Raw genomic sequence first — 21,289 nt, 5'->3', positions numbered from 1 at the left:
CGGACTCTGGCCTTGTTGTTCAAAATGCGAGGCGTAGGCGGATAGATGACCAGCATGGCGTCGGACGGCGCTTCAGGCCGTGCGGGCGGGCTACGAGGGCGGATAGGCAAGATAGGAGTGTCTTTACGACCGCGGCCATGAAGCCCTCGAAGCCGAGGATATTGAGGAGGCGAGTGAAGTTGTAACAGAGCGCCATCAGGCTCCATTCACCCCGAACCTTGTTGAAGCCGCGAAGTAGGAAGTGGCGGTATCCGGCACGGCATTTGAGTGTGCCGAAGGGATGCTCGACCATGGCGGAACGGCGGCGCATTAACTTGTCTGCACCTTCCATCCTCGCGCGGTGGCGTTCGAGGACATCCTCGTGTTCCCAGCGCCCGCACGCTCGGCGCACATGATCCTGCCAAGCTAGGCGGCCAGCTCTCGCTGCTGATAGATGGCGCCTTCAGCCACGCTGTGGTGCTAGGCGCGGCAGGCCTGAGACGTCAGGCTCGTCGAGATGGCGACGCTGTTGATCGACGCTCAGACAAGCCAACAGAACAGTCGCGCATAGGTCGCCGCTATCCCCGTATCGCGCAGGGCGCTCCGCCGCGCGAAATACGCGAGCGCGTGCACCTCACCCGAAAGGGGTAGCTGAGGGTCCCCCTTGCGAGGGAATGGCTTTCACGCGCCCGCGAGCGCTATCCTGATCCATTGGGGTAGGCCAGAGAGAGGCCAAATCACCCATGCGACAGGTGATTGTGGACGGGTCGGGAAATCCAAACATCGTCATCCTCAGCGACGAGGTGAACGCTTGCGGCATCGCCGGCGCCGCCAACGATGCGCCGCTCGCCCGGAGGCCGACGCCGCATCCGTTCGCATGGATGCGAGCCGCGCCCCTACGCATCATCGCAATTCTGCTCACGTCGACATGGGTGTCGGCGGCACTGGCATCGGACGAAGCCAGGCAAGCGCAGGCGCGCCCGCGCGGCGACGGATTGGTGCAACTCGCGCAAGTAACGCTGCAGGCCCCCGAGCAGGAGCACTTGAGGGCTGAGGCCTTGGCGCGCGAACTCGCCGCCGTCAGGCGCGATTTGGAGAAGGTGCAGACGCGGCTGCAGGAGGCGGGTGAAGAATCGGCTCGAGCCAGGCAGTCAGCGGACAGCGAAATCGCCGAACTGCGCAAATCCCTGCAACAGGAGCGCGAGGGAACCGGCCGAGCAATGTCGGAGGGCGAGCGCGGCGCAGCCGAGTTGCGCAAATCGATGTTCCGCGAACAGGCCGAACGGATGGAGCGGGATATTGCAAGAATGCGTGGCGATGCCAACCCGCGGACCACGCCGGCAGCCGCGGCCAAAGAGTCAGGCGGCGAGCCCAGGCAGGCGACCGACAGCGGCATGGTGGAGCTGAGAAAATCCCTGCAACAGCAGAGCGAGCGGGCGGCACGTCTGGAGCAGAATCTCGCGACCGCGCGGCGTGAGGTCGAGACGCAGACCGCGCTGGCGGCGAAGGCGCGTACCGAAGCGAGCGAAGTCAAGCAGGCGGGAGAAAGCAGCGCGTCGGAGCTGCAAAAATCGCTGCAACAGCAGAGCGAGCGGGCGGCCCGGCTGGAGCAGGATCTCGCGACCGCGCGGCGCGATGTCGAGACGCAGACCGCGCTGGCGGCGAAGGCGCGTACCGAAGCGAGCGAAGTCAAGCAGGCGGGAGAAAGCGGCACGTCGGAGCTGCAAAAATCGCTGCAACAGCAGAGCGAGCGGGCGGCCCGGCTGGAGCAGGATCTCGCGACCGCGCGGCGTGAGGTCGAGACGCAGACCGCGCTGGCGGCGAAGGCGTACGCCCAGGCGACCGAAGTCAAGCAGGCGGGAGAAAGCAGCACGTCGGAGCTGCAAAAATCCCTGCAACAGCAGAGCGAGCGGGCGGCCCGGCTGGAGCAGGATCTCGCGACCGCGCGGCGCGATGTCGAGACGCAGACCGCGCTGGCGGCGAAGGCGCGTACCGAAGCGAGCGAAGTCAAGCAGGCGGGAGAAAGCGGCACGTCGGAGCTGCAAAAATCGCTGCAACAGCAGAGCGAGCGGGCGGCCCGGCTGGAGCAGGATCTCGCGACCGCGCGGCGTGAGGTCGAGACGTAGACCGCACTGGCGGCGAAGGCGCGTACCGAAGCGGCTGAGCTGAAGCAGGCGGGAGAAGGCGGCACGTCGGAGCTGCAAAAATCCCTGCAACAGCAGAGCGAGCGGGCGGCACGGTTCGAGCAGGACCTTGCGGCGGCACGGCGCGAGGTCGAGACGCAGGCGGCACTGGCAGCGAAGGCGTACGCCCAGGCGACCGAAGTCAAGCTGACAGGAGAAAGCGACACCGCGGAGCTGCAAAAATCGCTGCAACAGCAGAGCGAGCGGGCGGCCCGGCTGGAGCAGGATCTCGCGACCGCGCGGCGCGATGTCGAGACGCAGATCGCGCTGGCGGCGAAGGCGCGTACCGAAGCGAGCGAAGTCAAGCAGGCGGGAGAAAGCGGCACGTCGGAGCTGCAAAAATCGCTGCAACAGCAGAGCGAGCGGGCGGCCCGGCTGGAGCAGGATCTCGCGACCGCGCGGCGTGAGGTCGAGACGCAGACCGCACTGGCGGCGAAGGCGCGTACCGAAGCGGCTGAGCTGAAGCAGGCGGGAGAAGGCGGCACGTCGGAGCTGCAAAAATCCCTGCAACAGCAGAGCGAGCGGGCGGCACGGTTCGAGCAGGACCTTGCGGCGGCACGGCGCGAGGTCGAGACGCAGGCGGCACTGGCAGCGAAGGCGTACGCCCAAGCGACCGAAGTCAAGCTGACAGGAGAAAGCGACACCGCGGAGCTGCAAAAATCTCTGGAACAGGAGAGCGAGCGGGCGGCCCGGCTGGAGCAGGATCTCGCGACCGCGCGGCGCGATGTCGAGACGCAGACTGCGCTGGCGGCCGAGGCGGGTGACCAGGCCAGGCTGCTGAAGCAGGTCGCGGAGCAGGGCGCTGCGGAATTGCGCACCTCGTTGCAGCAGGAGCGCGAGCGGATCGCGCGGCTGGAGCAGGAACTCGTCCTCGCGCGGAGCACGAAGGAGATGGCCGTCGTCGGCCAGACTGCGCAGGCCAGGCCGGTGGAGACGGACCCGGCAAAGCCGGTTGCAGCAGAAAAGGTCGCCGTCGCCGACACCCGCGGAGCCTCTCCGGGGACTCCGGAGGATACCCACGACATGACGAGGCTGGTGGCCCGCGCGAGCGTGTTGCTTGGGCAGGGCGATATCGGCTCGGCGCGGATCGTGCTCGAGCGCGCGGCCGAGACCGGCAGTGCTCAGGCGACTTTCATGCTGGCGGAAACCTACGACCCGCTGATTCTGCCCCAATGGGGAACGTATGGGACGCGCGGCGATGCGACCAAGGCGCGCGCGCTCTATGCGAAGGCCGAGGCCGGCGGGATCAAGGAGGCGAGACAGCGGTCCGACGCGTTGCGCCGGTAGCACAGAAGGAGCCGATCGATGAAGAGATGTCCTGGAAAAGGTCCGCTGCTTTTGCTCGCGGCAATGGCTTCGCTGCTGGCCGTTCAGCCGTCCCAGGTGGATGCGCGCACCAAGTACGTCCCGATACGTGCCACGCCGCCGGTGCAGCGGGAGCCGGCGCAAGACCCACGGACGTCGATCAATGCATGGACGGTCGGTCTGGCCGGAGGTCTCGTCGAGGGCGCGCCCATTCGCTTTGCCGCGGAGATGGCCCGCGTGGTCGACGACGGCGACAATCTGCATGTCCTGCCGGTCGTGACGCGGGGACCGACGGAAAACGTCAATTCGCTGCTCTATCTGCGCGGCATCGACGCAGCGATCATCAATTCCGACGCGCTCGACGAGTACAAGGCCCAGGTTCCGCATATCCAGCACAGGCTTGCCTACGTGCTCAACCTGTTCCCTTCCGAACTGCATGTCTTCGTCCGGCCGGAGATTGCCAGCCTGAACGACCTCGCCGGCAAGAAGGTGAACTTCAATACTCTGGGTACCGCCGCAGCCTATTCGGGGCCGCTCATCTTCAGCCGTCTCGGTCTCGATGTCGAGAAGATGTTCATCCCGCATCAGCTCGCGCTGGAACAGATGCGCAAGGGCGAGATCGCGGCGGTCGTGTTCATCACGTCGAAGCCGGTCGATGCCTTCTTGCGCGGGCGCTGGGATCCCGGCTTCAAGTTTCTGCCGGTCCCATATGGCAGCAAGCTGGAGGACTACTATCTTCCGGCTGCTCTGGATGCGACCGATTATCCCAACCTGATCAAGCCAGGCGAACGCGTGGCGACGATCGCCGTGCCGACGGCGCTGGTCGCCTTCAACTGGCCGACCAGTTCGAACCGGTTCGACCGGGTCGCGCGCTTTGTCGACCATCTGTTCTCACGCATCGACAGGCTGCAGGCGCCCGGTTTCGATCCGAAGTGGAAATCGGTCAATCTCGCCGCGACCGTTCCCGGGCTTGCGCGCTTCCCTGCGGCGCAGGCATGGCTCGACAGTCACGCCGGCGCAAACCGTGCATCGCAATGACAGAGCAATGAGACAGATCATCCTTCCGATCCCGATCGCGCTCACGGTCGCAGGCGGGATTGCACTGGCGCAGGGCCCGGACGGTCCGATGGAGCAGCTTCGTGCCTGCTCCGCGATGGAGCGCGCGGAGCGGCTGGACTGCCTCGACAGGCTGTCGCGTGCCGCCGCGCCACCGGCAAATTCTGCTCCGACGGAGGACGGCTGGACGGTCAGCCAGACGACGTCGCCGCTGGACTACACGCCGATCGCGACGGCCACGATTTCGTCGCGCGGTGCCGGCGGCGACACGGCGATGCAGCTCTCGATCCGGTGTCGCAGCGGACGCACTGAGCTGGCGGTTGCGGGCCCTGCCATGCCTGACCGCGGCGACGGCTATGTCATTTCCTACCGCGTGAACGGCGGCGCCCCGGTGCAACGCGCAGGCATTGCGCCGGCCTTCGGCGGCGGCGTCGCGTTCGCCGGCGATGCGGTGGGGCTGTTGCGATCGCTTCCAGGCGAGGGAGAGCTCGACATCCGCCTCCAGCCGCGGGTGGGCGCCGGCAGTCAAGGAACGTTCTCCCTGACGGGGCTGGAGAACGTGCGCACGAAGATAGAGGCGGCGTGCAAATGGCCACATGCGGTAGCAAAGCCAAATGACCGATAACGCGCGGAACACTTTCCTCGAGAGGAGGCGGACCATGAGCAGACTTCTACATATTGCGATGATAACGACGATCGGCGCCATCGGGTTTCTGGTCAGCGCGTCGTTGTCGGCGGCGCAGGACGCCGCGCGGCCGCTGGCGCTGACACCGACGTCCCATACCGCCGCGCTGCAGACGAACGCGGTGGCCAAACCTGCAACGTCAACCGCTGCCGCGCACAAGCACAAGAAAAGCGCTGCGCGCGTGGCGCAGCCGCCGGCGGAAAAAGAGCCGCACCACCTGGTGCTGCAGGTGAACACCAACGATCCCGCGGCGATGAATCTCGCGCTCAACAATGCAACGAACGTCGCGCAATATTACAAGGACCTCGGCGAGAAGGTGGAAATCGAGGTCGTCACGTTCGGGCCGGGGCTGCACATGCTGCGCAACGATACCTCTCCGGTAAAGGCCCGCATCGAACAGATGGCGCTGAGCACGCCGGAAGTTTCGTTCAAGGCCTGCGGCAATACCCAGGAGAACATGCACAAGGCCGAGAACAAGGACATTCCGATCATTCCGCAGGCGCAGGTGGTCAAGTCGGGTGTCGTCCATGTCATGGAGCTTGAGGAGCAGGGCTGGACCTACGTCAAGCCATGAGCCGGCGCAGTCTCGCGGGTGCCGATCCCTGGCGCGGCGGCTATTTTGCACCCTTCGTGCTGGCAAGGTAGTCGACGATTGCCGGCACATCGGCCTCCCCGACTGGCGCCTTGTAGGCACTGATCATCTTGTGAACCTCGGCCTCCCACGTCGCTTTCGGCAGGGCCGGTTGATTCAGCACCATGTCGGCCGAGTGACAGGCGAGGCAGTTATTGTTGATGGCATCCGCTGCCGCGCCTCCGGGGAACATGGCGTCACCAGATGGGAGTTCCACCGTGGTCGACTTGATCGCGGGCGATTGCTGAACCAGGGCCGGCGTGGTGAGCCGATTGTTTGTCGATCGCCCCGCCGCCGACGCACCTGACTGGATTGACCACCTAGAAGGGGCATCACTAGTCGCCCCTCGGAAAGCCTCATAGCCGGAATTTTGAATTTGTTAACCCCAAACGGCAGGGCTCAGGAGCTGGGGGTTGTTCCGGGGGTCAATTCCAACGACAATTAAAAATATCAATTAATTCAATAATATATGGCGGAGAGGGGGGGATTCGAACCCCCGATAGGCTTGCACCTATGCCGCATTTCGAGTGCGGTACAATCAACCACTCTGCCACCTCTCCAGCGGCCCGGGTGATTTGCATCACCGGCGGTCGGGGCGTGTTCTAGGCGAGGATGGCGGGCCAGACAAGGCGCTGCAATAATATTTCCATCACGGCGTTGTCGAGCCAATGAGGCGTCGAGGCGATCCAAGAAGGCGCATGGAAACAAAGCGCTAGTGGCGCAGTTCTGGTCTGATCGGCGCGGCGTTCCACGTAGCGCGGACCGGGAGCCGCCAATTGGGCGTAGAATAAAGGTGGGACCGCCAGACGCGACAAAAAACTGGCGGTCCCGTGCCGCTGCTTAAAATTTACCGGCCGGGAAGTGCGGCTTCGGCGGCCAGCGGGAGCGACAGATTGACGCTAACAACACGGGCGGAATCAGCAACGCGAACCCGTTCTTAACCTAACCGCTCAACCTTACCGCACTGCGGCCAGAAGCGAAGGTTAGCGAAGGTTAACGCCGAGCCTCACGCTCTGGCTTTTTCCTTAGCATTTTCCTTGGCCTTTTTGGCCTTCTTCTCGCTCTTCTCGTTCTCGTCGTCGCCCTTAACCTTCTTCTCGTCCTTGCCGTTCTCTTTCTTGCGGTTGGTGAAGCGGGCATTGCCGAGCCCGGTTCCGATCGTCAGCACGCCCCAGTGCGCGACGTCCTGCATGAACGGGACTTCCGCGAGCCCTTGGGCTACGCCGTCATTATGCATCACGATGGCGGTGTCGTGACCGCCGATCTGTGGGATCGCCTCGACCAGGCTCGCCGGCAGGTTGAATTTGCTGCTCTCCCAATTGCCCGGCAGGTTCTGCGCGCCCTTCTCGATTCCGCCGTCCGCGTTGATGACGCCGGGACAGGAGATGCCGATGAACGGTGCGAGCTTCAGCCCCTCGGCCTCGGCAGTCACGATCAGATCCTTCAGCATCTTCACCAGTCGCTTCACCGCGCCTTCGCGGGTCGGCTCGTCGTCGGCATGACGCCATAGCTCCGATTTCCAGACCGTCGCCTTCGAAAGGTCCGGCGCCTTTTTCCAGCGCGTCTCAACCACTCCGCATCGGATATTGGTGCCGCCGATATCGACCGCCAGGATGCTGTCATGGGCCTCGAATATCCACGACGGCGCGAGATGCAGCGTGCCGATCAGGCCGGCGTCATCGGGATGAAAGCGGATCGGCACGATGTCGACCTTGATATCCTCCGATGTGAGGATGATCTCGGTGCGCGCGATCGCGAGCTCGCCGAGCCGGCTATCGCGAAAGCCGCCGCCGACCACGATGCGCTCGGTGCCGGCCCAGGCCTTGGTCTTGAGGAAGCGCCGCGTCACATAGGCGAGCTCCTGGGCGAATTCCTCGATCGCGCTATGCACCACGGCGGACGCTTCGGTGTCGTCGCTGACCAGGATCTCATCCAGCGTCTTCTTGCTGATCTTCTCGGACGGCTCGTCACCGAACGGATCCTTGCCCGACTTGCGCAGCGGCTTGCGCCAGCGCTCCAGGATCTCGCGGAACGCGCCCTTGGAGGCGCGGTCGCCGATGAAACCCTCGTCGTCCTTCAGCTCGATGTTGAAACTGTCGATGTCGACGGAGGGCAGCCGCGCGCCGCCATGCTGGGCAATGCCCGTGGTTGATACCGTGTCGTCAGCCATTCGCCCTTGCCCGCGTGAAGTTCCCTCTCTTAACGGCGGGGAACCCAAATGGTTGCTTCCCGCGCTGCGACGGTTTTGCAGCGCGGGAGCAACCTTCGCCGATCTCAGGCTGCCGCGGCCCGGTAGCGCGCCGCGGGCGTGCTGCGCGACAGGTTCGGCATCAGCTTCTGGCGAGCCTGCTCGTAGGCTTGCCAATCCGCGGCCTCCGGCAGCGCCGGCACGGTGAAGACTTCGCCCTGGTCGAGGCCGGCAAGCGCGGCATCCACCATGTCCTCGGCCTTCATCACGATCTCGCCCATCTTTTTAGGACACAGAAAGATCGTCGGGAGGAGTCCCTATGCAGCGGATCGGCTTCGTCATTTTTCCGGACTTCCAGGTGATGGGCTTCACCGCCATCACCGCTTTCGAGATCGCCAATCTGGTGGCGGGCGAGCCCTTCTATGAGGTCACGCTGCTGTCGGAGAATGGTGGTCCGGTGCGCTCATCGGCGGGCTTCAACGTCGAGACGGAAGCCTTCAGCGAGCGCAGCTTCGACACGCTGTTCGTCGGTGCAGGCACCGAGCTGCACCCGGCATCACCGAAGCTGACGGACTATGTCCGCCGCGCCATGGCGTCATCGCAGCGCATCGCAGCACCCTGCGTTGGCGCGTTCTCGCTGGCCGAGGCCGGTGTGCTCGACGGCCGCCGCGTCTCGACGCACTGGCAATACGCCGCCGAACTGCAGGCGCGATTTCCGAGGCTCAAAGTCGAGCAGGATCGCATCTACATCGTCGACGGGCCGATCTGGACCTCGGCCGGCATGACCGCGACGATCGATCTGGCGCTGGCAATGGTCGAGCACGATCTCGGCGTCGAGGTGGCCCGCTCGGTCGCCCGCAAGCTCGTGGTCTGTCATCGCCGCGCCGGCGGACAGTCGCAGTTTTCGGCGCTGCTCGAGCTGGAACCCAAATCCGACCGCATCCAGAACGCGCTCAACTACGCCAAGGCACACCTTCGCGACGAACTGTCCGTCGAGGAGCTGGCCGCGATCGCACGGCTCAGCCCGCGCCAGTTCAGCCGCGCCTTTCGCGCCGAGACCGGCCAGTCGCCAGCCAAGGCAATCGAGCATCTCCGTGTCGAGGCGGCGCGCGAATTGATCGGAGACGGCCGGCATGCGATAGACGAGATCGCGAACGAGACCGGGTTTGCCGACCGGGAACGGATGCGGCGGGCGTTCCTGCGCGTGCTGCAACCGCCACAGACCATCCGCCGCCATGCCAGGGCAGCCGCCTAACGCTGAATCGGGCCAAAACTGCGCCAAATCCTTCATTTTTGGCTGGTTTTTGCCCTGCTTTGCCTTGACTCCCTGCGGTTTGCGGCTATAAGTCCGCGTCATCCGGCGCGAGGATTTCTCGTGCCGCTTGTTTTTGTGCGAGCAATCCAGGGAATTCGTTCCCCTTGCGCGAAAAATGAAACCCATAGTGACTGAACAAAAAGCCGACCCGGGCTACTCGTCCGAGGCCGGAACCGAACACGAAGGAATCAAACGATGTTCGCAGTCATCAAAACCGGCGGCCGGCAGTTCCGCGTCGTTCCGGATGATGTGCTCGAAATAGGCAAGATCGCCGGCGAAGTCGGCACGATCGTGCAGCTTGGCGAAGTTCTGGTGCTCGGCGGTGATACGCCGGTGCTGGGAACGCCCACGGTGGCAGGCGCGTCCGTTGCGGCCGAGGTGCTGCAGCACAAGCGCGGTCCCAAGGTGATCGCGTTCAAGAAGCGCCGCCGCAAGAATTCACGCCGCAAGCGCGGCTATCGCGACGAACTCACGGTGCTTCGCATCACCGAGATCCTCGCCGATAATGCCAAGCCGACCGTCGGCCCGCGGCCGAAGCGGGAAAAGCCGGCAGCGCCCGCCGAGGAAGCCGCATAGGCCCCTCGCGCGCAGAGAGTTGATCGTTACGCCGCAAATTGGCGTGACCAGAATTGAAATGATTCCGTCAAGGAATTGATCTAGAGATTCTAGCGAAGTCGGAGACGAGCCATGGCTCACAAAAAAGCAGGCGGTTCATCGCGCAACGGACGTGATTCCAAGGGCAAGCGCCTTGGCGTCAAGGCGTTCGGTGGCGAGCGCGTGATCCCCGGTAACATCATCGCGCGTCAGCGCGGCACCACCTGGCATCCCGGCCTTAATGTCGGCATGGGCACTGACCATACTCTCTTCGCCAAGATCGAGGGTCATGTCGAGTTCCGTGCCAAAGCCAACGGCCGCACATTCGTATCGGTCATTCCGATGGCGGAAGCGGCCGAATAGACGGTGGACAAACACGAGTCCGCCGGGTCCTGTTGAACCGGCGGAGTCGAAAAGGGCTCCAAGGGAGGCGGGATAACCGGCCTCCCTTTTTGTTGCGCGTGTTCCGGTTCGACCCCGCGTGACGTTCCAAGCGTTGCGTACCGTTTTTCGCATCACAGGAGCCCGACATGCTGCAGGACATCCCGACCCCCACCTTGCGCGAAGCAAGAGCTTGCGTCCTCGAGACCGAACGGCTGGCATTGCGCAAGCCGACGCTCGCGGACGTAAAAGCAATTGCACGGCTCGCCAATGATCGCCGCATCGCGGAGAACACCCGTCGCCTGCCGCACCCCTACAGCCAGGACGACGCCATCGACTTCGTTCGTACCCTCGCCGAAGGCCGACGCGAGACGGTTTTCCTGATCGAGAACAATCATACGCCGATCGGCATGGTCGGCATCGACTGGCGCGCGGAGACCACGGCGGAACTCGGCTACTGGCTCGGCGTCGACCATTGGGGCCAGGGTTTTGGCACCGAGGCCGCGCGCGCGGTGATCGATTACTTCTTCGAGGAATTCGATCTCGACCAGCTGATATCAGGCGCCCGCGTCGCGAACCCATCGTCGCGCAACATCCTGGAGAAGTGCGGCTTCCAGTGGAGCGGCGTCGAGTTGCACCGCTTCGAAGCGCTGGGCTCGTCGAGCCCGGTGGACTGCTTTCGGCTGTCCCGCAGCGTCTGGGCCTCGCTGAAGACCTGGAACAACTCGACGCGGCGAGAGGGATGAAGGTTACGCCGGCGGATTCAACGCCGGCTGCTCGCGGCCGAGCTTCTGCTCGCGCAGGAAGATGTAGAGTCCTGCGCCGATGATGATCGCGGCGCCAACGATCGTGGCCCAGGACGGCACATCGCCGAACACTACAAAGCCGAAGATCACCGCCCAGACGATCATCGAATATTGGTAAGGCACGACGACGCTGGCCGGCGCGAGCTTCAGCGAGCGGTTTACACACAGCAGCGCGGCGACCGAGATGATGCCGGCGGCGAAGAACAGCACGAGGCTGCCGGCCGATGGCGTCACCCAGCCGAACGGCGAGAGCACCACGCCCAGGATGAAGGTACCGCCGAACTGCGACGTCGCGAGCACGATGTCGGGGGTCGATCGCAGCGATCGCGTGATCAGCATCAACACCGCAAACGACAGGCTGCCGCCAAGGGCGATCATCGCCGGCCAGCTGATCGTCTGCGACGATGGCCGCAGCGCGATCAACACTCCGCAAAAGCCGACCAGGATCGCGGTCCAGCGCCGCCAGCCGACATGCTCGCCGAGCACGAGGCCCGACATCGCGGTGACGAAGATCGGTCCGGCCAGATAGTAGGTGATGACGTCGGCGAGCGGCAGATAGACGGTGGCGAGGAAGAACGCCGCGACTTCCAGCGTCGATAACGTGACGCGTAGCAATTGCAGCCACGGGCGCTCGAGATGCAGGAAATCGGCGCGCCGCTTCCACGCCATCGGCAGCAGCACCAACAACGCCGCGCAGGCGCGCAGCCACAGCAGCTGCCCGACCGAATAGGTCGCCACCATGAATTTGCCCATCGCGTCGCCGAACGAGAACATGAAGATCGACAGCAGCATCAACCCGATGCCGGCAAGCCGCGCGGACCGATCGTCATAGGAGGACAGTTTTGCGAACAGGCTCATCTTGCTTTTGTTGCCGCCACGCGTGAGTCGCGCTGGTTTTGCTGCCGGTTTTAGCGACGTGGTTGCGCAGGACAACCCCAAGGACGCCAAAGGGCAGTAAATCGAGCCAATTGTCGCAGTCCGGCGCCTGCGCTACCGGTACGTCAGCCATTCAAAAAAACTTGCAGGAAACGCCGTATGACCGAGTTCGACCCTATCCAGCATCGCATGGTACCGGCGCAGCGCTGGTTCGAGGATTTTGTGCTCGGCGAGCGCTTCGTGATCCCGAGCCGGACGCAGACTTCCGCCGTGTTCGCCGCCTTCCAGACCGCGAGCGGCGATACCCACCCGATCCACTACGACGTCGAATATTGCCGCACGCGCGGCATGCCGGACCTCCTTGCGCATGGCTTCCAGACCCTGGTGCACACCGCGCCCGGCGCGGGGCTTTTTCCCTATGTCGTGGAGGAGTCGCTGATCGGCTTTCTCGAGCAGTCGAGCAAGTTCCTCAAGCCGGTCTATGCCGGCGACACCATCTACCCCGCGCTCGAGGTGATCGAGATCGCGCCCGGCCGCAGCACCGGCGTGGTGACATTGCGCTCGACCGTGCACAATCAGCGCCGCGAACTGGTGCTGGAGGGGATGCAGAAGTTCCTGGTACGGCGCAGGCCGGCGTAATTGCTCAGCAAATGCGCTGGGGCCGCAAAAAGGCCCGAAAATTAAGGCTTTTCGCCGAAGCTAGGGCGCTTCTGGGTTGCCGCAGCGGCCACCGTGCCCTAACTAGAGCGTACCGGTCCCGATAAATCAGACCCGATACGCTCTCGATTCTCGTTTTGACGCGTTTTCTTCACGCGAACCGGCGACCACTTCGCTTGAAAACGCTATAGTTGAAAATCATGAAATTCCTCGATGAAGCCAAGGTCTATATTCGCTCGGGCGACGGCGGCAATGGCTGCGTCGCGTTCCGGCGCGAGAAGTTCATCGAGTTCGGCGGCCCCTCCGGCGGCAATGGCGGCCGCGGCGGCGACGTCGTCATCGAGGCCGTCGACGGCCTGAACACGCTGATCGACTATCGCTACCAGCAGCACTTCAAGGCGCCGAAGGGCACGAATGGCATGGGCAAGGACCGCCACGGCGCCAACGGCAAGCCGATCGTGCTGAAAGTACCCGTCGGCACCCAGGTGTTCGACGAGGATCGCGAGACGCTGCTGCACGATTTCACTGATCTCGGCGAGAAATTCGTGCTCGCTGAAGGCGGCAATGGCGGCTTCGGCAACGCGCATTTCAAATCCTCCACCAATCGCACGCCGCGCAATGCCAATCCCGGCCAGACCGGCGAAGAACGCTGGATCTGGCTGCACCTGAAGCTGATCGCGGATGCAGGCCTGGTCGGCCTGCCCAACGCCGGTAAATCAACTTTCCTTTCCGTGGTCAGCGCAGCCAAGCCGAAGATCGCCGACTATCCCTTCACGACGCTGCATCCGCAGCTCGGTGTCGTGAATGCCGGCGGCCGCGAGTTCGTGCTGGCCGACATTCCTGGCCTGATCGAGGGCGCGCATGAAGGCACTGGTCTCGGCGACCGCTTCCTCGGCCATGTCGAGCGCTGCCGCGTGCTGCTGCATCTGGTCGACGCGACCTGCGAACACGCTGGCAAGGCCTACAAGATCGTACGCACCGAGATCGAGGCCTATGAGGGCCAGCTCGCCGACAAGATCGAGATCGTCGCGCTGAACAAGATCGACGCAGTCACGCCGGACGAGTTGAAGAAGCAGAAGGACCGGCTGAAGCGGGCTGCGAAGAAGACGCCGCTGCTAATCTCCGGCGTCACCGGCCAAGGTGTGCCGGAGGCGTTGCGCGCGTTGGTCGAGGTGATCGGCGAGGCGCCGGTGTCCAACAAGGCCAAGGGCCAGGCGGAGCCGTGGGCGACGCCGGTGCCGCAGGGCTGAACGCGCCCCCTCACCCTCGCCACTTCCAAAGTCCTGACGTGGCGGGTATTGCTTCCATCGACTTGTTTTCCAGACCCAAACCCATGCAACGCCCCGCGCTCAAGAACTTTCGCCGCATCGTCGTCAAGGTCGGCTCGTCATTGCTGGTCGACTCGCAGGCGGGCGAGGTGCGTGCGTCCTGGCTCGCGGCACTGGTCGACGATATCGCCAAGCTGCACAAGGAAGGCCGCGAGGTCATGGTGGTGTCGTCGGGCTCGATCGCGCTCGGCCGCAGCCGCCTGAAGCTGCCGCGTGGTCCGCTGAAGCTCGAGGAGAGCCAGGGCGCGGCCGCCGTCGGTCAGATCGCACTGGCGCGAATCTGGTCAGAGGTGCTCGGCCATCACGGCATCGGCGCCGGCCAGATTCTCGTGACGCTGCAGGATACCGAGGAGCGCCGCCGCTATCTCAACGCGCGCTCGACGATCGCAAAATTGCTGGAATGGCGCGCGGTGCCGGTGATCAACGAGAACGACACGGTTGCAACCAACGAGATCCGCTACGGCGACAATGACCGCCTCGCTGCGCGCGTCGCCACCATGGCGAGCGCGGACCTCCTAATCCTGCTATCCGATATCGACGGTCTCTACACCGCGCCGCCCGGGGCCAATCCCGATGCCCGGCTGATCCCGATCGTCGAGAGCGTCACCTCGGAAATCGAGGCGATGGCAGGCGCCGCCGAATCCGAATTGTCGCGCGGCGGCATGACCACCAAGATCGAAGCCGCGAAGATCGCGACCACCGCCGGCACCCACATGCTGATCGCCTCCGGCAAGATCGAGCATCCATTGCAGGCGATCGCCGACGGTGGCCGCTGCACCTGGTTCCTGACCCCTGCCAATCCCGTCACCGCGAGAAAGCGCTGGATTGCGGGCTCGCTGGAGCCCAAGGGCACACTGACCATCGACGCCGGCGCGGTGAACGCGCTGCGTGCGGGCAAGAGCCTGCTCCCAGCCGGCGTTGTCAGGGTCGATGGCCAGTTCGCGCGCGGCGACGCCGTGGTGGTGCGCGGCCCCGATACCCATGAGATCGGCCGCGGCCTCGTCGCCTACGACGCCGAGAATGCCGAGAAGATCAAAGGCCGCTCCTCGCCGGATGTGATGGCCATCCTCGGCACCAGCGGCCGGTCCGAGATGATCCATCGCGACGATTTGGTGATCGGTCCGGCGGGCACGTTCCCGGCCAAGTAAGCGCTAAGTAGGCCATTGGCCGACCCTCCGGCGGCCAGCCGCCATCTGCCATGCCGGTTCCGCGCCTCGCCAACCCCTCAATTGTCATGCTAGAACATGGCCTTAATCTAAAGCTGGGACGTCCATGACCGCGCCGCTGAAGGCGATCGACGGCAACGCCGATCTCTCTGCCTTGATGACCGACCTCGCCGCCAAGGCGCGCGCCGCCGCGCGCGTGCTGGCGCTGGCGCCGCCAGAGCAGAAGAACAAGGCGCTCGTGGCCATTGAACGTGCGATCCGTACCAACGCACCGGCCATCCTCACCGCCAATGCCGAGGATGTCACGGAGGCGCGCGCAGCCGGCATGACCTCGGCATTCGTCGACCGCCTGACGCTGACGCAGGCACGCATTGCCGGCATGGCCGACGGCGTTGCAACCGTGCGCGAGATTCCTGATCCGGTCGGCGCCGTCACCGAGAGCTGGCAGCGTCCGAACGGCATGACCATCGAGCGCGTGCGCGTGCCGCTCGGCGTAATCGGCGTGATCTTCGAAAGCCGCCCCAATGTCGCGGCCGACGCCGGCGTGCTGTGCCTGAAGGCGGGCAATGCCGTGATCCTGCGCGGTGGCTCCGACAGCTTCCGCTCCTGCCGAGCGATCCATGACTGTCTGGTGCAGGGCTTGCGCGAAGCCGGCCTGCCGGAAGCCGCGATCACCCTGGTGCCGACCCGTGACCGCGCGGCCGTCGGTTTGATGCTCATGGGATTGAACGGCGGCATCGACGTGATCGTGCCCCGTGGCGGCAAGAGCCTGGTTGCGCGCGTGGAGGCGGAAGCGCGAGTACCCGTGTTCGCGCATCTTGAAGGCGTCAACCACGTCTATGTCGATCATTCGGCCGATCTCGAAATGGCAAAGAAGATCGTGCTCAACGCCAAAATGCGCCGCCCAGGCGTCTGCGGCGCTGCGGAGACCTTGCTGGTGGATCGAACGGCAGCTCCGACGAGCCTGAAACCGCTCATCGAGATGCTGATCAATGCCGGCTGCGAGGTGCGCGGCGACGAAACGGTGCAAGGCGCCGATGCCAGGGTGAAGCCGGCGTCCGACGAGGATTGGGATACCGAATATGAGGACGCGATCATCTCGGCGAAGATCGTCGATGGCCTTGATGAAGCGATCGCACATATTCAAAATCACGGCTCGCATCACACCGATGCGATCGTGACGGAAGATGCCGCGGCCGCGCAAAGATTTCTCAGCGAGGTCGACTCCGCGATCGTGCTGCACAACGCCTCGACGCAGTTCGCCGACGGCGGCGAGTTCGGCTTCGGCGCCGAGATCGGAATCGCGACCGGCAAATTCCACGCCCGCGGCCCGGTCGGCGCCGAGCAGTTGACGAGCTTCAAATATCGCGTCCACGGCACCGGACAGACCCGGCCGTGATCATCCTCCGACGCGTGCGGTAAAGCCATTGCAGCAAGCTTCGACCGCGCAGCGAACCGCAGCCCGCGCCATTCCGTTCTACACCAACGGCATGCGCATCGGGCTGCTCGGCGGCTCCTTCAATCCGCCGCACGCCGCGCATCGTGCCATCAGCCTGTTCGCGCTCAAGCGTCTGCAGCTCGATCGGGTCTGGTGGTTGTTGACGCCAGGCAATCCGTTGAAGGATCACAACGGCCTGCACGCACTCGCCGAGCGGGCGGACGCCGCGCGCCGCACCGCCGACGACCCGCGCATCGACATCAGTTGTCTCGAAGCTGTCATTGGCACGCGCTACACTGTCGACACGATCATCCATTTGCGCCGCCGCGTCTCTGGCGTGCACTTTGTCTGGATCATGGGCGCTGACAACCTCGCGCAATTCCATCGCTGGAAAGATTGGCGGCGCATCGCCTCGGATGTGCCGATTGCCGTGATCGACCGTCCCCCCGAAAGCTTTCGCGCTCTTGCCGCACCGGCGGCGCAGGCGCTCGCGCGCTATCGCATGCCCGAAAATCAGGCGATCCGGCTGGCCGATCAGCAAGCCCCGGCCTGGGTTTTCCTGACCGGCATGAAATCCAATCTGTCTTCGACCGGCCTTCGGAACCCGGATGGGAGCTGGAGGACGGCGTGAAGGGCGTAAAGGGTTACTGGAATGTTGAAACCATTAACCCCACATGCGTAGAATGGTGCGTGGGCGCCGAGGATTCGGCCCCCGCGATACAGTGAAAGGAATGGTCCCTGGCCACATCTGTATTGTCAAAGTCTGTTTTACCCAAGGTTCCCAAAACTGCGCGTAAAACATCGACGAAAACCGCGGCCTTGAAGGCGCAACCCGACGCCGACAAGACGCTGAACCTGATCCTCTCCCGCCTCGACGACATGAAGGCGGAAGAAACGGTCACCATCGACCTTCGCGGCAAATCGGCATATTCCGACTACATGATCGTCACCTCGGGCCGGGCCAACCGGCACGTCGGTGCGATCGCGGAGAATGTAACGAAGAGCCTGAAGGAAAACGGGATCAAAAGCGTCCACGTCGAGGGCTTGTCCAATTGCGACTGGGTGCTGATCGATTCCGGCGACGTGATCGTGCACGTGTTCAGACCCGAGGTCCGTGAGTTCTACAATCTCGAACGGTTGTGGACTCAGAACCCGGCGGTCGCGGCGGTCTAAGGCGTATCGAAGCCGATGCGAATCGGCTGCAGCGCAGCTAGTCTGCACGCGCGCCACAGGCGCGCGAGTCTTAGGCTTGACGCGTTTTCTGCGGCAAACCGGTTACCACTTTGCCGGAAAACGCTATTATGCGCCTCGTCGTGATCTGCATCGGCCGTCTGAAACAGGGCCCGGAACGGGAGCTCGCCGAGCGTTACCGCGAGCGCTTCGACGACATTGGCCGCAAGCTCGGCTTTCGCGGCCTCGAGATCCATGAAATTGCGGAAAGCCGCGCGCGCGACGCTGGCGCGCGCATCGCCGAAGAGGCTGCCGCCATCTCGGCGCTGATGCCCGACAAATACACGCTCGTGGCGCTCGATGAACGCGGCAAGAGCATCGATAGCGCAAGCTTTGCCGGGCAGCTCGGCCGCTGGCGTGACGATGGAAGCGCCAATGCCGTCTTCATGATCGGCGGTGCGGACGGACTTTCGCCCGATTTGCAGCGCAAGGCTGGCTTGCGTATTGCGTTCGGCTCGGCGACCTGGCCGCATCAAATGGTTCGCATCATGCTTCTGGAACAGATCTATCGTGCCGCGACCATTCTGGCCGGCCACCCCTATCACCGCACCTGAGTGCCGTGATGGACAGTCGAGAACGCTGAATAAATCGGATGCAGCACAAGCGGGACATGCTTTCGTACCCCGACGCCATCAGCCGCGGCTGGCTGCCCGTATCGCTCCTTTCAATTACCCTGCTCGCCGCCAGTCCGCCGGCACCCGCGCATGCGCAAGCGACACCGCCGGCGCAACAGGCCGCAACATCGCCGGACGCCATCAAGCAGCGCGAGCAGGAGCTCGAGGCCGCGCGCGAGCAACAGCGCAAGGCGGCCGAACTGCAGGATAAGCTGAAAGCCGATATCGCGGCGATCGGCCAGGACCGCAGCAAGCTCAATCAACAGTTGATCGATATCGCGGGCCAGGTGCGTGGCGTCGAGACCCGGATCGCGGAAACCGAGCAGCGCCTGCAGCCGCTCGACGTCCGCGAGCGCGAAATCCGCACCTCGCTCGACTCACGCCGCGCCGAGATCATCGAGGTGCTCGCCGCGCTTCAGCGCGCAGGCAGGCGCTCGCCGCCGGCGCTGCTGGTGCGGCCAGAGGATGCGCTGCAATCGCTGCGCACCGCGATGCTGCTCGGCGCGGTGGTGCCGGAATTGCGCGGACGCGCGCAGAAGCTCGCCACAGACCTCGGCGAGTTGGTCGCGCTCCGCAAGACCATCTCGACCGAACGCGATGCGCTGTCGCATGACCGCGACAAGCTCAAGGACGATCAGACCCGCCTCGCGGCACTGGTCGATGAACGGCAGCGGCAGCAGAGCGCGGCCGAGAAGGATATGGAGGCGGAGGGCACCCGCGCCATTGCGCTGTCCAAGCAGGTCGACAGCCTGCAGGGCCTGATCGCGAAAATGGAGCAGGATCTCAAGAGCGCGGCCAAGGCCGCCGCCACGGCGAGCCTCCAGGGCGCGCCAGCGACGGTCAACGGCAAGCCGAATCTGGGGGCCTTCAAGGACCAGGGCCGGCTCAGCCCGGCGGTCGCCTTCGCCTCGGCCAAGGGCCTGTTCGCCTACCCCGTGAATGGCACCAAGATTCGCGATTTTGGCGGTTCCGACGGGGGCAGTGGCGTACAAAAAGGCATTTCTTTGGCCGCCAAAGCCGGTGCGCAGGTCACAACCCCGTGTGACGGATGGGTAGTTTACGCCGGTCCTTTCCGCAGCTACGGACAACTCTTGATCCTCAATGCCGGTGGCGGGTATCATGTCCTGATCGCCGGGATGGAGCGGATTTCGGTAAACATCGGCCAGTTTGTGCTAACGGGGGAGCCGGTCGCGACGATGGGGTCGACATCCCAGGTTGCATCCATTCTGGCGACCAGCGCGAGCCAGCCAGTGCTCTATGTCGAGTTCCGGAAAGACGGCACTCCAATCGATCCAGGTCCATGGTGGGCCGCAAATGAAGGCGAAAAGGTTCGCGGATGATGCGCAAGACTTCTGTAATTCTCCTCAGCGCCGCCACCGGCGCGGCATTGACGCTGTTCATCACGCAGCCCCGCGCGGTGCTGATCGGATCGAGCGCGCGCGCCGCGACCTCTGACACCTATCGCCAGCTCAATCTGTTCGGCGACGTGTTCGAGCGCGTGCGCAGTGACTATGTCGAGAAGCCCGACGACAGCAAGCTGGTCGAATCCGCGATCTCTGGCATGCTGTCCGGCCTCGATCCGCATTCGAGCTACATGGACGCCAAGAGCTTCCGCGACATGCAGGTGCAGACCCGCGGCGAGTTTGGCGGCCTCGGCATCGAAGTCACCATGGAAGACGGCCTGATCAAGGTCGTCTCGCCGATCGACGACACTCCCGCCTCCAAGGCCGGCGTCATGGCCAATGACATCATCACCTATCTCGACGACGAGGCCGTGCAGGGCCTGACCCTGAACCAGGCCGTCGAGAAGATGCGCGGGCCGGTCAACACCAAGATCAAGCTCAAGATCATCCGCAAGGGGCAGGACAATCCGATCGACGTTACGCTGGTGCGCGACAACATCCGCGTCCGCTCGGTGCGCGCCCGCGTCGAGGCCGACGATATCGCCTATATCCGCATCACCACCTTCAACGAGCAGACCACCGAAGGCCTGAAGAAGGAGGTCGCCAATCTGCAGGGCCAGATCGGCGACAAGCTGAAGGGCTACATCATCGATCTCAGAAACAACCCCGGCGGCCTGCTCGAGGAAGCGGTCACGGTCTCCGACGCGTTCCTGGAGCGCGGCGAGATCGTCTCGACCCGCGGACGCAACGCCGAGGAGACGCAGCGCCGCGCCGCTCATCCAGGCGACCTGACCAAGGGCAAGCCGGTCATCGTGCTGATCAACGGCGGTTCGGCGTCGGCCTCCGAAATCGTTGCCGGTGCGCTGCAGGACCACAAGCGTGCGACGCTGGTCGGCACGCGCTCGTTCGGCAAGGGCTCGGTGCAGACCATCATCCCGCTCGGCTCGGGCAACGGCGCGCTGCGCCTGACCACGGCGCGCTATTACACGCCGTCGGGCAAGTCGATCCAGGCCAAGGGCATCGTGCCCGACATCGAAGTGCTGCAGGACGTGCCGGATGAGCTGAGGGCACGGACCGACACCAGCACCAAGGGCGAGGCCTCGCTGCGCGGCCATCTGAAGAACGATGGCGATGAGAAGACCGGCTCGCAGTCCTACGTGCCGCCGGATGCCAAGGACGACAAGGCGCTGAAGATGGCCGACGACCTGCTGCATGGCATCAAGTCGACCTCGAATGCGGCACCGCCGGCAGCGCCTGCTACGGCGCCCGGCGACAAGGCCGCTGCGGACAAGCCGGCCGAGAAGTCTTCGAACTGATCCCGGAACTGATCCCGGCAAGACCGATTTGACGAAAGGGCGGCCCTCGGGCCGCCCTTTTTGTATCTGGACCTCGCCCCCGGCATCACCGGGCTCTGACGGGGGCCGCCCCGCGCGCGGGAACGCACCGCATCGTGC

General features: G+C 64.3%; 22 protein-coding genes, 1 tRNA gene and 1 pseudogene. 18 read left to right on the top strand and 6 right to left on the bottom strand.

Features of this window, described 5'->3' with window-relative positions; all coding sequences use genetic code 11:
* Positions 1–19: 19 nt before the first annotated feature.
* Positions 20–292: a transposase gene (locus ACP2YO_RS02540; RefSeq protein ID WP_426443521.1), complete on the bottom strand. Its 273-nt coding sequence runs from the start codon at positions 290–292 to the stop codon at positions 20–22.
* A 490-nt stretch (positions 293–782) separates the two neighbouring features.
* Here ACP2YO_RS02540 and ACP2YO_RS02535 point away from each other — a divergent pair, with 490 nt between their 5' ends.
* The 5 genes from ACP2YO_RS02535 (at position 783) to ACP2YO_RS02515 (ending at position 5,782) form a co-directional block, all read left to right on the top strand.
* Positions 783–2,105, top strand: a complete 1,323-nt coding sequence (locus ACP2YO_RS02535; RefSeq protein WP_426438757.1) for a hypothetical protein — start codon at positions 783–785, stop codon at positions 2,103–2,105.
* Positions 2,106–2,972: 867 nt separating this feature from the next.
* Positions 2,973–3,449, top strand: coding sequence for a hypothetical protein (locus ACP2YO_RS02530; RefSeq protein WP_426438755.1), 477 nt, complete (start codon positions 2,973–2,975; stop codon positions 3,447–3,449).
* Between the two features lie 18 nt (positions 3,450–3,467).
* A complete protein-coding gene (locus tag ACP2YO_RS02525) occupies positions 3,468–4,505 on the top strand; it encodes a TAXI family TRAP transporter solute-binding subunit (RefSeq protein ID WP_426438753.1) in 1,038 nt (345 codons plus the stop codon).
* 7 nt (positions 4,506–4,512) lie between these two features.
* Positions 4,513–5,148, top strand: a complete 636-nt coding sequence (locus ACP2YO_RS02520) for a hypothetical protein (RefSeq protein ID WP_426438751.1) — start codon at positions 4,513–4,515, stop codon at positions 5,146–5,148.
* A 34-nt stretch (positions 5,149–5,182) separates the two neighbouring features.
* Positions 5,183–5,782, top strand: coding sequence for a hypothetical protein (locus tag ACP2YO_RS02515; protein ID WP_426438749.1), 600 nt, complete (start codon positions 5,183–5,185; stop codon positions 5,780–5,782).
* 40 nt (positions 5,783–5,822) lie between these two features.
* On the opposite strand, the gene ACP2YO_RS02510 is transcribed toward ACP2YO_RS02515, so the two are convergent.
* From ACP2YO_RS02510 to ACP2YO_RS02495, 4 genes and pseudogenes are all read right to left on the bottom strand, one after another.
* Positions 5,823–6,032, bottom strand: a complete 210-nt coding sequence (locus ACP2YO_RS02510) for a hypothetical protein (protein WP_426438747.1) — start codon at positions 6,030–6,032, stop codon at positions 5,823–5,825.
* 277 nt (positions 6,033–6,309) lie between these two features.
* Positions 6,310–6,399, bottom strand: a tRNA-Ser gene (locus ACP2YO_RS02505).
* Between the two features lie 446 nt (positions 6,400–6,845).
* On the bottom strand, positions 6,846–8,009 hold the full coding sequence (locus tag ACP2YO_RS02500; RefSeq protein WP_426438745.1) for an ROK family protein: 1,164 nt from the start codon (positions 8,007–8,009) through the stop codon (positions 6,846–6,848).
* Between the two features lie 104 nt (positions 8,010–8,113).
* A pseudogene (locus ACP2YO_RS02495) lies at positions 8,114–8,302 on the bottom strand (SDR family NAD(P)-dependent oxidoreductase); the annotation flags it as partial.
* A 44-nt stretch (positions 8,303–8,346) separates the two neighbouring features.
* On the opposite strand from ACP2YO_RS02495, the gene ACP2YO_RS02490 reads away from it, so the two are divergent.
* The 4 genes from ACP2YO_RS02490 (at position 8,347) to ACP2YO_RS02475 (ending at position 11,063) form a co-directional block, all read left to right on the top strand.
* Positions 8,347–9,282, top strand: coding sequence for a GlxA family transcriptional regulator (locus tag ACP2YO_RS02490; protein ID WP_426438743.1), 936 nt, complete (start codon positions 8,347–8,349; stop codon positions 9,280–9,282).
* Between the two features lie 255 nt (positions 9,283–9,537).
* Entirely contained in the window at positions 9,538–9,918 is a 381-nt protein-coding gene (gene rplU, locus ACP2YO_RS02485) for a 50S ribosomal protein L21 (protein ID WP_426438741.1), read from the top strand.
* A 111-nt stretch (positions 9,919–10,029) separates the two neighbouring features.
* Positions 10,030–10,299: a 50S ribosomal protein L27 gene (gene rpmA, locus ACP2YO_RS02480; RefSeq protein ID WP_029081359.1), complete on the top strand. Its 270-nt coding sequence runs from the start codon at positions 10,030–10,032 to the stop codon at positions 10,297–10,299.
* A gap of 167 nt (positions 10,300–10,466) precedes the next feature.
* Complete coding sequence (locus tag ACP2YO_RS02475; protein ID WP_426438738.1) at positions 10,467–11,063, top strand: GNAT family N-acetyltransferase; 597 nt, start codon at positions 10,467–10,469, stop codon at positions 11,061–11,063.
* A gap of 3 nt (positions 11,064–11,066) precedes the next feature.
* On the opposite strand, the gene ACP2YO_RS02470 is transcribed toward ACP2YO_RS02475, so the two are convergent.
* On the bottom strand, positions 11,067–11,981 hold the full coding sequence (locus ACP2YO_RS02470) for a DMT family transporter (RefSeq protein WP_426438736.1): 915 nt from the start codon (positions 11,979–11,981) through the stop codon (positions 11,067–11,069).
* A 177-nt stretch (positions 11,982–12,158) separates the two neighbouring features.
* Between ACP2YO_RS02470 and ACP2YO_RS02465 the strand changes: the two genes are divergently transcribed.
* From ACP2YO_RS02465 to ACP2YO_RS02425, 9 genes are all read left to right on the top strand, one after another.
* Positions 12,159–12,638 carry a MaoC family dehydratase gene (locus ACP2YO_RS02465; protein WP_426438734.1) on the top strand — a complete coding sequence of 160 codons (480 nt, stop codon included), beginning with the start codon at positions 12,159–12,161 and terminating at the stop codon, positions 12,636–12,638.
* A 218-nt stretch (positions 12,639–12,856) separates the two neighbouring features.
* Positions 12,857–13,906, top strand: a complete 1,050-nt coding sequence (obgE, locus tag ACP2YO_RS02460; RefSeq protein WP_426438732.1) for a GTPase ObgE — start codon at positions 12,857–12,859, stop codon at positions 13,904–13,906.
* Positions 13,907–13,989: 83 nt separating this feature from the next.
* Entirely contained in the window at positions 13,990–15,132 is a 1,143-nt protein-coding gene (gene proB / locus ACP2YO_RS02455; RefSeq protein WP_426438730.1) for a glutamate 5-kinase, read from the top strand.
* Between the two features lie 124 nt (positions 15,133–15,256).
* Positions 15,257–16,549 carry a glutamate-5-semialdehyde dehydrogenase gene (locus ACP2YO_RS02450; protein ID WP_426438728.1) on the top strand — a complete coding sequence of 431 codons (1,293 nt, stop codon included), beginning with the start codon at positions 15,257–15,259 and terminating at the stop codon, positions 16,547–16,549.
* 91 nt (positions 16,550–16,640) lie between these two features.
* Positions 16,641–17,219 carry a nicotinate-nucleotide adenylyltransferase gene (locus ACP2YO_RS02445; protein ID WP_426438726.1) on the top strand — a complete coding sequence of 193 codons (579 nt, stop codon included), beginning with the start codon at positions 16,641–16,643 and terminating at the stop codon, positions 17,217–17,219.
* A gap of 188 nt (positions 17,220–17,407) precedes the next feature.
* A complete protein-coding gene (gene rsfS, locus ACP2YO_RS02440) occupies positions 17,408–17,761 on the top strand; it encodes a ribosome silencing factor (protein WP_426438724.1) in 354 nt (117 codons plus the stop codon).
* 128 nt (positions 17,762–17,889) lie between these two features.
* The gene (rlmH, locus tag ACP2YO_RS02435) at positions 17,890–18,372 is read left to right on the top strand and encodes a 23S rRNA (pseudouridine(1915)-N(3))-methyltransferase RlmH (RefSeq protein WP_426438723.1); all 483 of its coding nucleotides are present in this window, start codon (positions 17,890–17,892) and stop codon (positions 18,370–18,372) included.
* Between the two features lie 38 nt (positions 18,373–18,410).
* On the top strand, positions 18,411–19,772 hold the full coding sequence (locus tag ACP2YO_RS02430; protein WP_426438721.1) for a murein hydrolase activator EnvC family protein: 1,362 nt from the start codon (positions 18,411–18,413) through the stop codon (positions 19,770–19,772).
* Entirely contained in the window at positions 19,769–21,151 is a 1,383-nt protein-coding gene (locus tag ACP2YO_RS02425) for a S41 family peptidase (protein WP_426438719.1), read from the top strand. Before ACP2YO_RS02430 ends, ACP2YO_RS02425 begins: the two co-directional genes overlap by 4 nt.
* The last annotated feature ends 138 nt before the right edge of the window (positions 21,152–21,289 follow it).

The sequence above is a fragment of the Bradyrhizobium genosp. P genome (assembly GCF_049949265.1).
GTDB lineage: Bacteria > Pseudomonadota > Alphaproteobacteria > Rhizobiales > Xanthobacteraceae > Bradyrhizobium.
The sequence above is the reverse complement of the archived record's forward strand: the minus strand, read 5'-3'. Positions and strand labels throughout refer to the sequence as shown.

Coding starts and splice junctions, on each gene's coding strand:
- ACP2YO_RS02540 (WP_426443521.1), bottom strand. CDS start 292: ATGGTCGAGCATCCCTTCGGCACACTCAAATGCCGTGCCGGATACCGC.
- ACP2YO_RS02525 (WP_426438753.1), top strand. CDS start 3,468: ATGAAGAGATGTCCTGGAAAAGGTCCGCTGCTTTTGCTCGCGGCAATG.
- ACP2YO_RS02520 (WP_426438751.1), top strand. CDS start 4,513: ATGAGACAGATCATCCTTCCGATCCCGATCGCGCTCACGGTCGCAGGC.
- ACP2YO_RS02515 (WP_426438749.1), top strand. CDS start 5,183: ATGAGCAGACTTCTACATATTGCGATGATAACGACGATCGGCGCCATC.
- ACP2YO_RS02510 (WP_426438747.1), bottom strand. CDS start 6,032: ATGTTCCCCGGAGGCGCGGCAGCGGATGCCATCAACAATAACTGCCTC.
- ACP2YO_RS02500 (WP_426438745.1), bottom strand. CDS start 8,009: ATGGCTGACGACACGGTATCAACCACGGGCATTGCCCAGCATGGCGGC.
- ACP2YO_RS02490 (WP_426438743.1), top strand. CDS start 8,347: ATGCAGCGGATCGGCTTCGTCATTTTTCCGGACTTCCAGGTGATGGGC.
- rplU (WP_426438741.1), top strand. CDS start 9,538: ATGTTCGCAGTCATCAAAACCGGCGGCCGGCAGTTCCGCGTCGTTCCG.
- rpmA (WP_029081359.1), top strand. CDS start 10,030: ATGGCTCACAAAAAAGCAGGCGGTTCATCGCGCAACGGACGTGATTCC.
- ACP2YO_RS02475 (WP_426438738.1), top strand. CDS start 10,467: ATGCTGCAGGACATCCCGACCCCCACCTTGCGCGAAGCAAGAGCTTGC.
- ACP2YO_RS02470 (WP_426438736.1), bottom strand. CDS start 11,981: ATGAGCCTGTTCGCAAAACTGTCCTCCTATGACGATCGGTCCGCGCGG.
- ACP2YO_RS02465 (WP_426438734.1), top strand. CDS start 12,159: ATGACCGAGTTCGACCCTATCCAGCATCGCATGGTACCGGCGCAGCGC.
- obgE (WP_426438732.1), top strand. CDS start 12,857: ATGAAATTCCTCGATGAAGCCAAGGTCTATATTCGCTCGGGCGACGGC.
- proB (WP_426438730.1), top strand. CDS start 13,990: ATGCAACGCCCCGCGCTCAAGAACTTTCGCCGCATCGTCGTCAAGGTC.
- ACP2YO_RS02450 (WP_426438728.1), top strand. CDS start 15,257: ATGACCGCGCCGCTGAAGGCGATCGACGGCAACGCCGATCTCTCTGCC.
- ACP2YO_RS02445 (WP_426438726.1), top strand. CDS start 16,641: ATGCGCATCGGGCTGCTCGGCGGCTCCTTCAATCCGCCGCACGCCGCG.
- rlmH (WP_426438723.1), top strand. CDS start 17,890: ATGCGCCTCGTCGTGATCTGCATCGGCCGTCTGAAACAGGGCCCGGAA.
- ACP2YO_RS02430 (WP_426438721.1), top strand. CDS start 18,411: ATGCAGCACAAGCGGGACATGCTTTCGTACCCCGACGCCATCAGCCGC.
- ACP2YO_RS02425 (WP_426438719.1), top strand. CDS start 19,769: ATGATGCGCAAGACTTCTGTAATTCTCCTCAGCGCCGCCACCGGCGCG.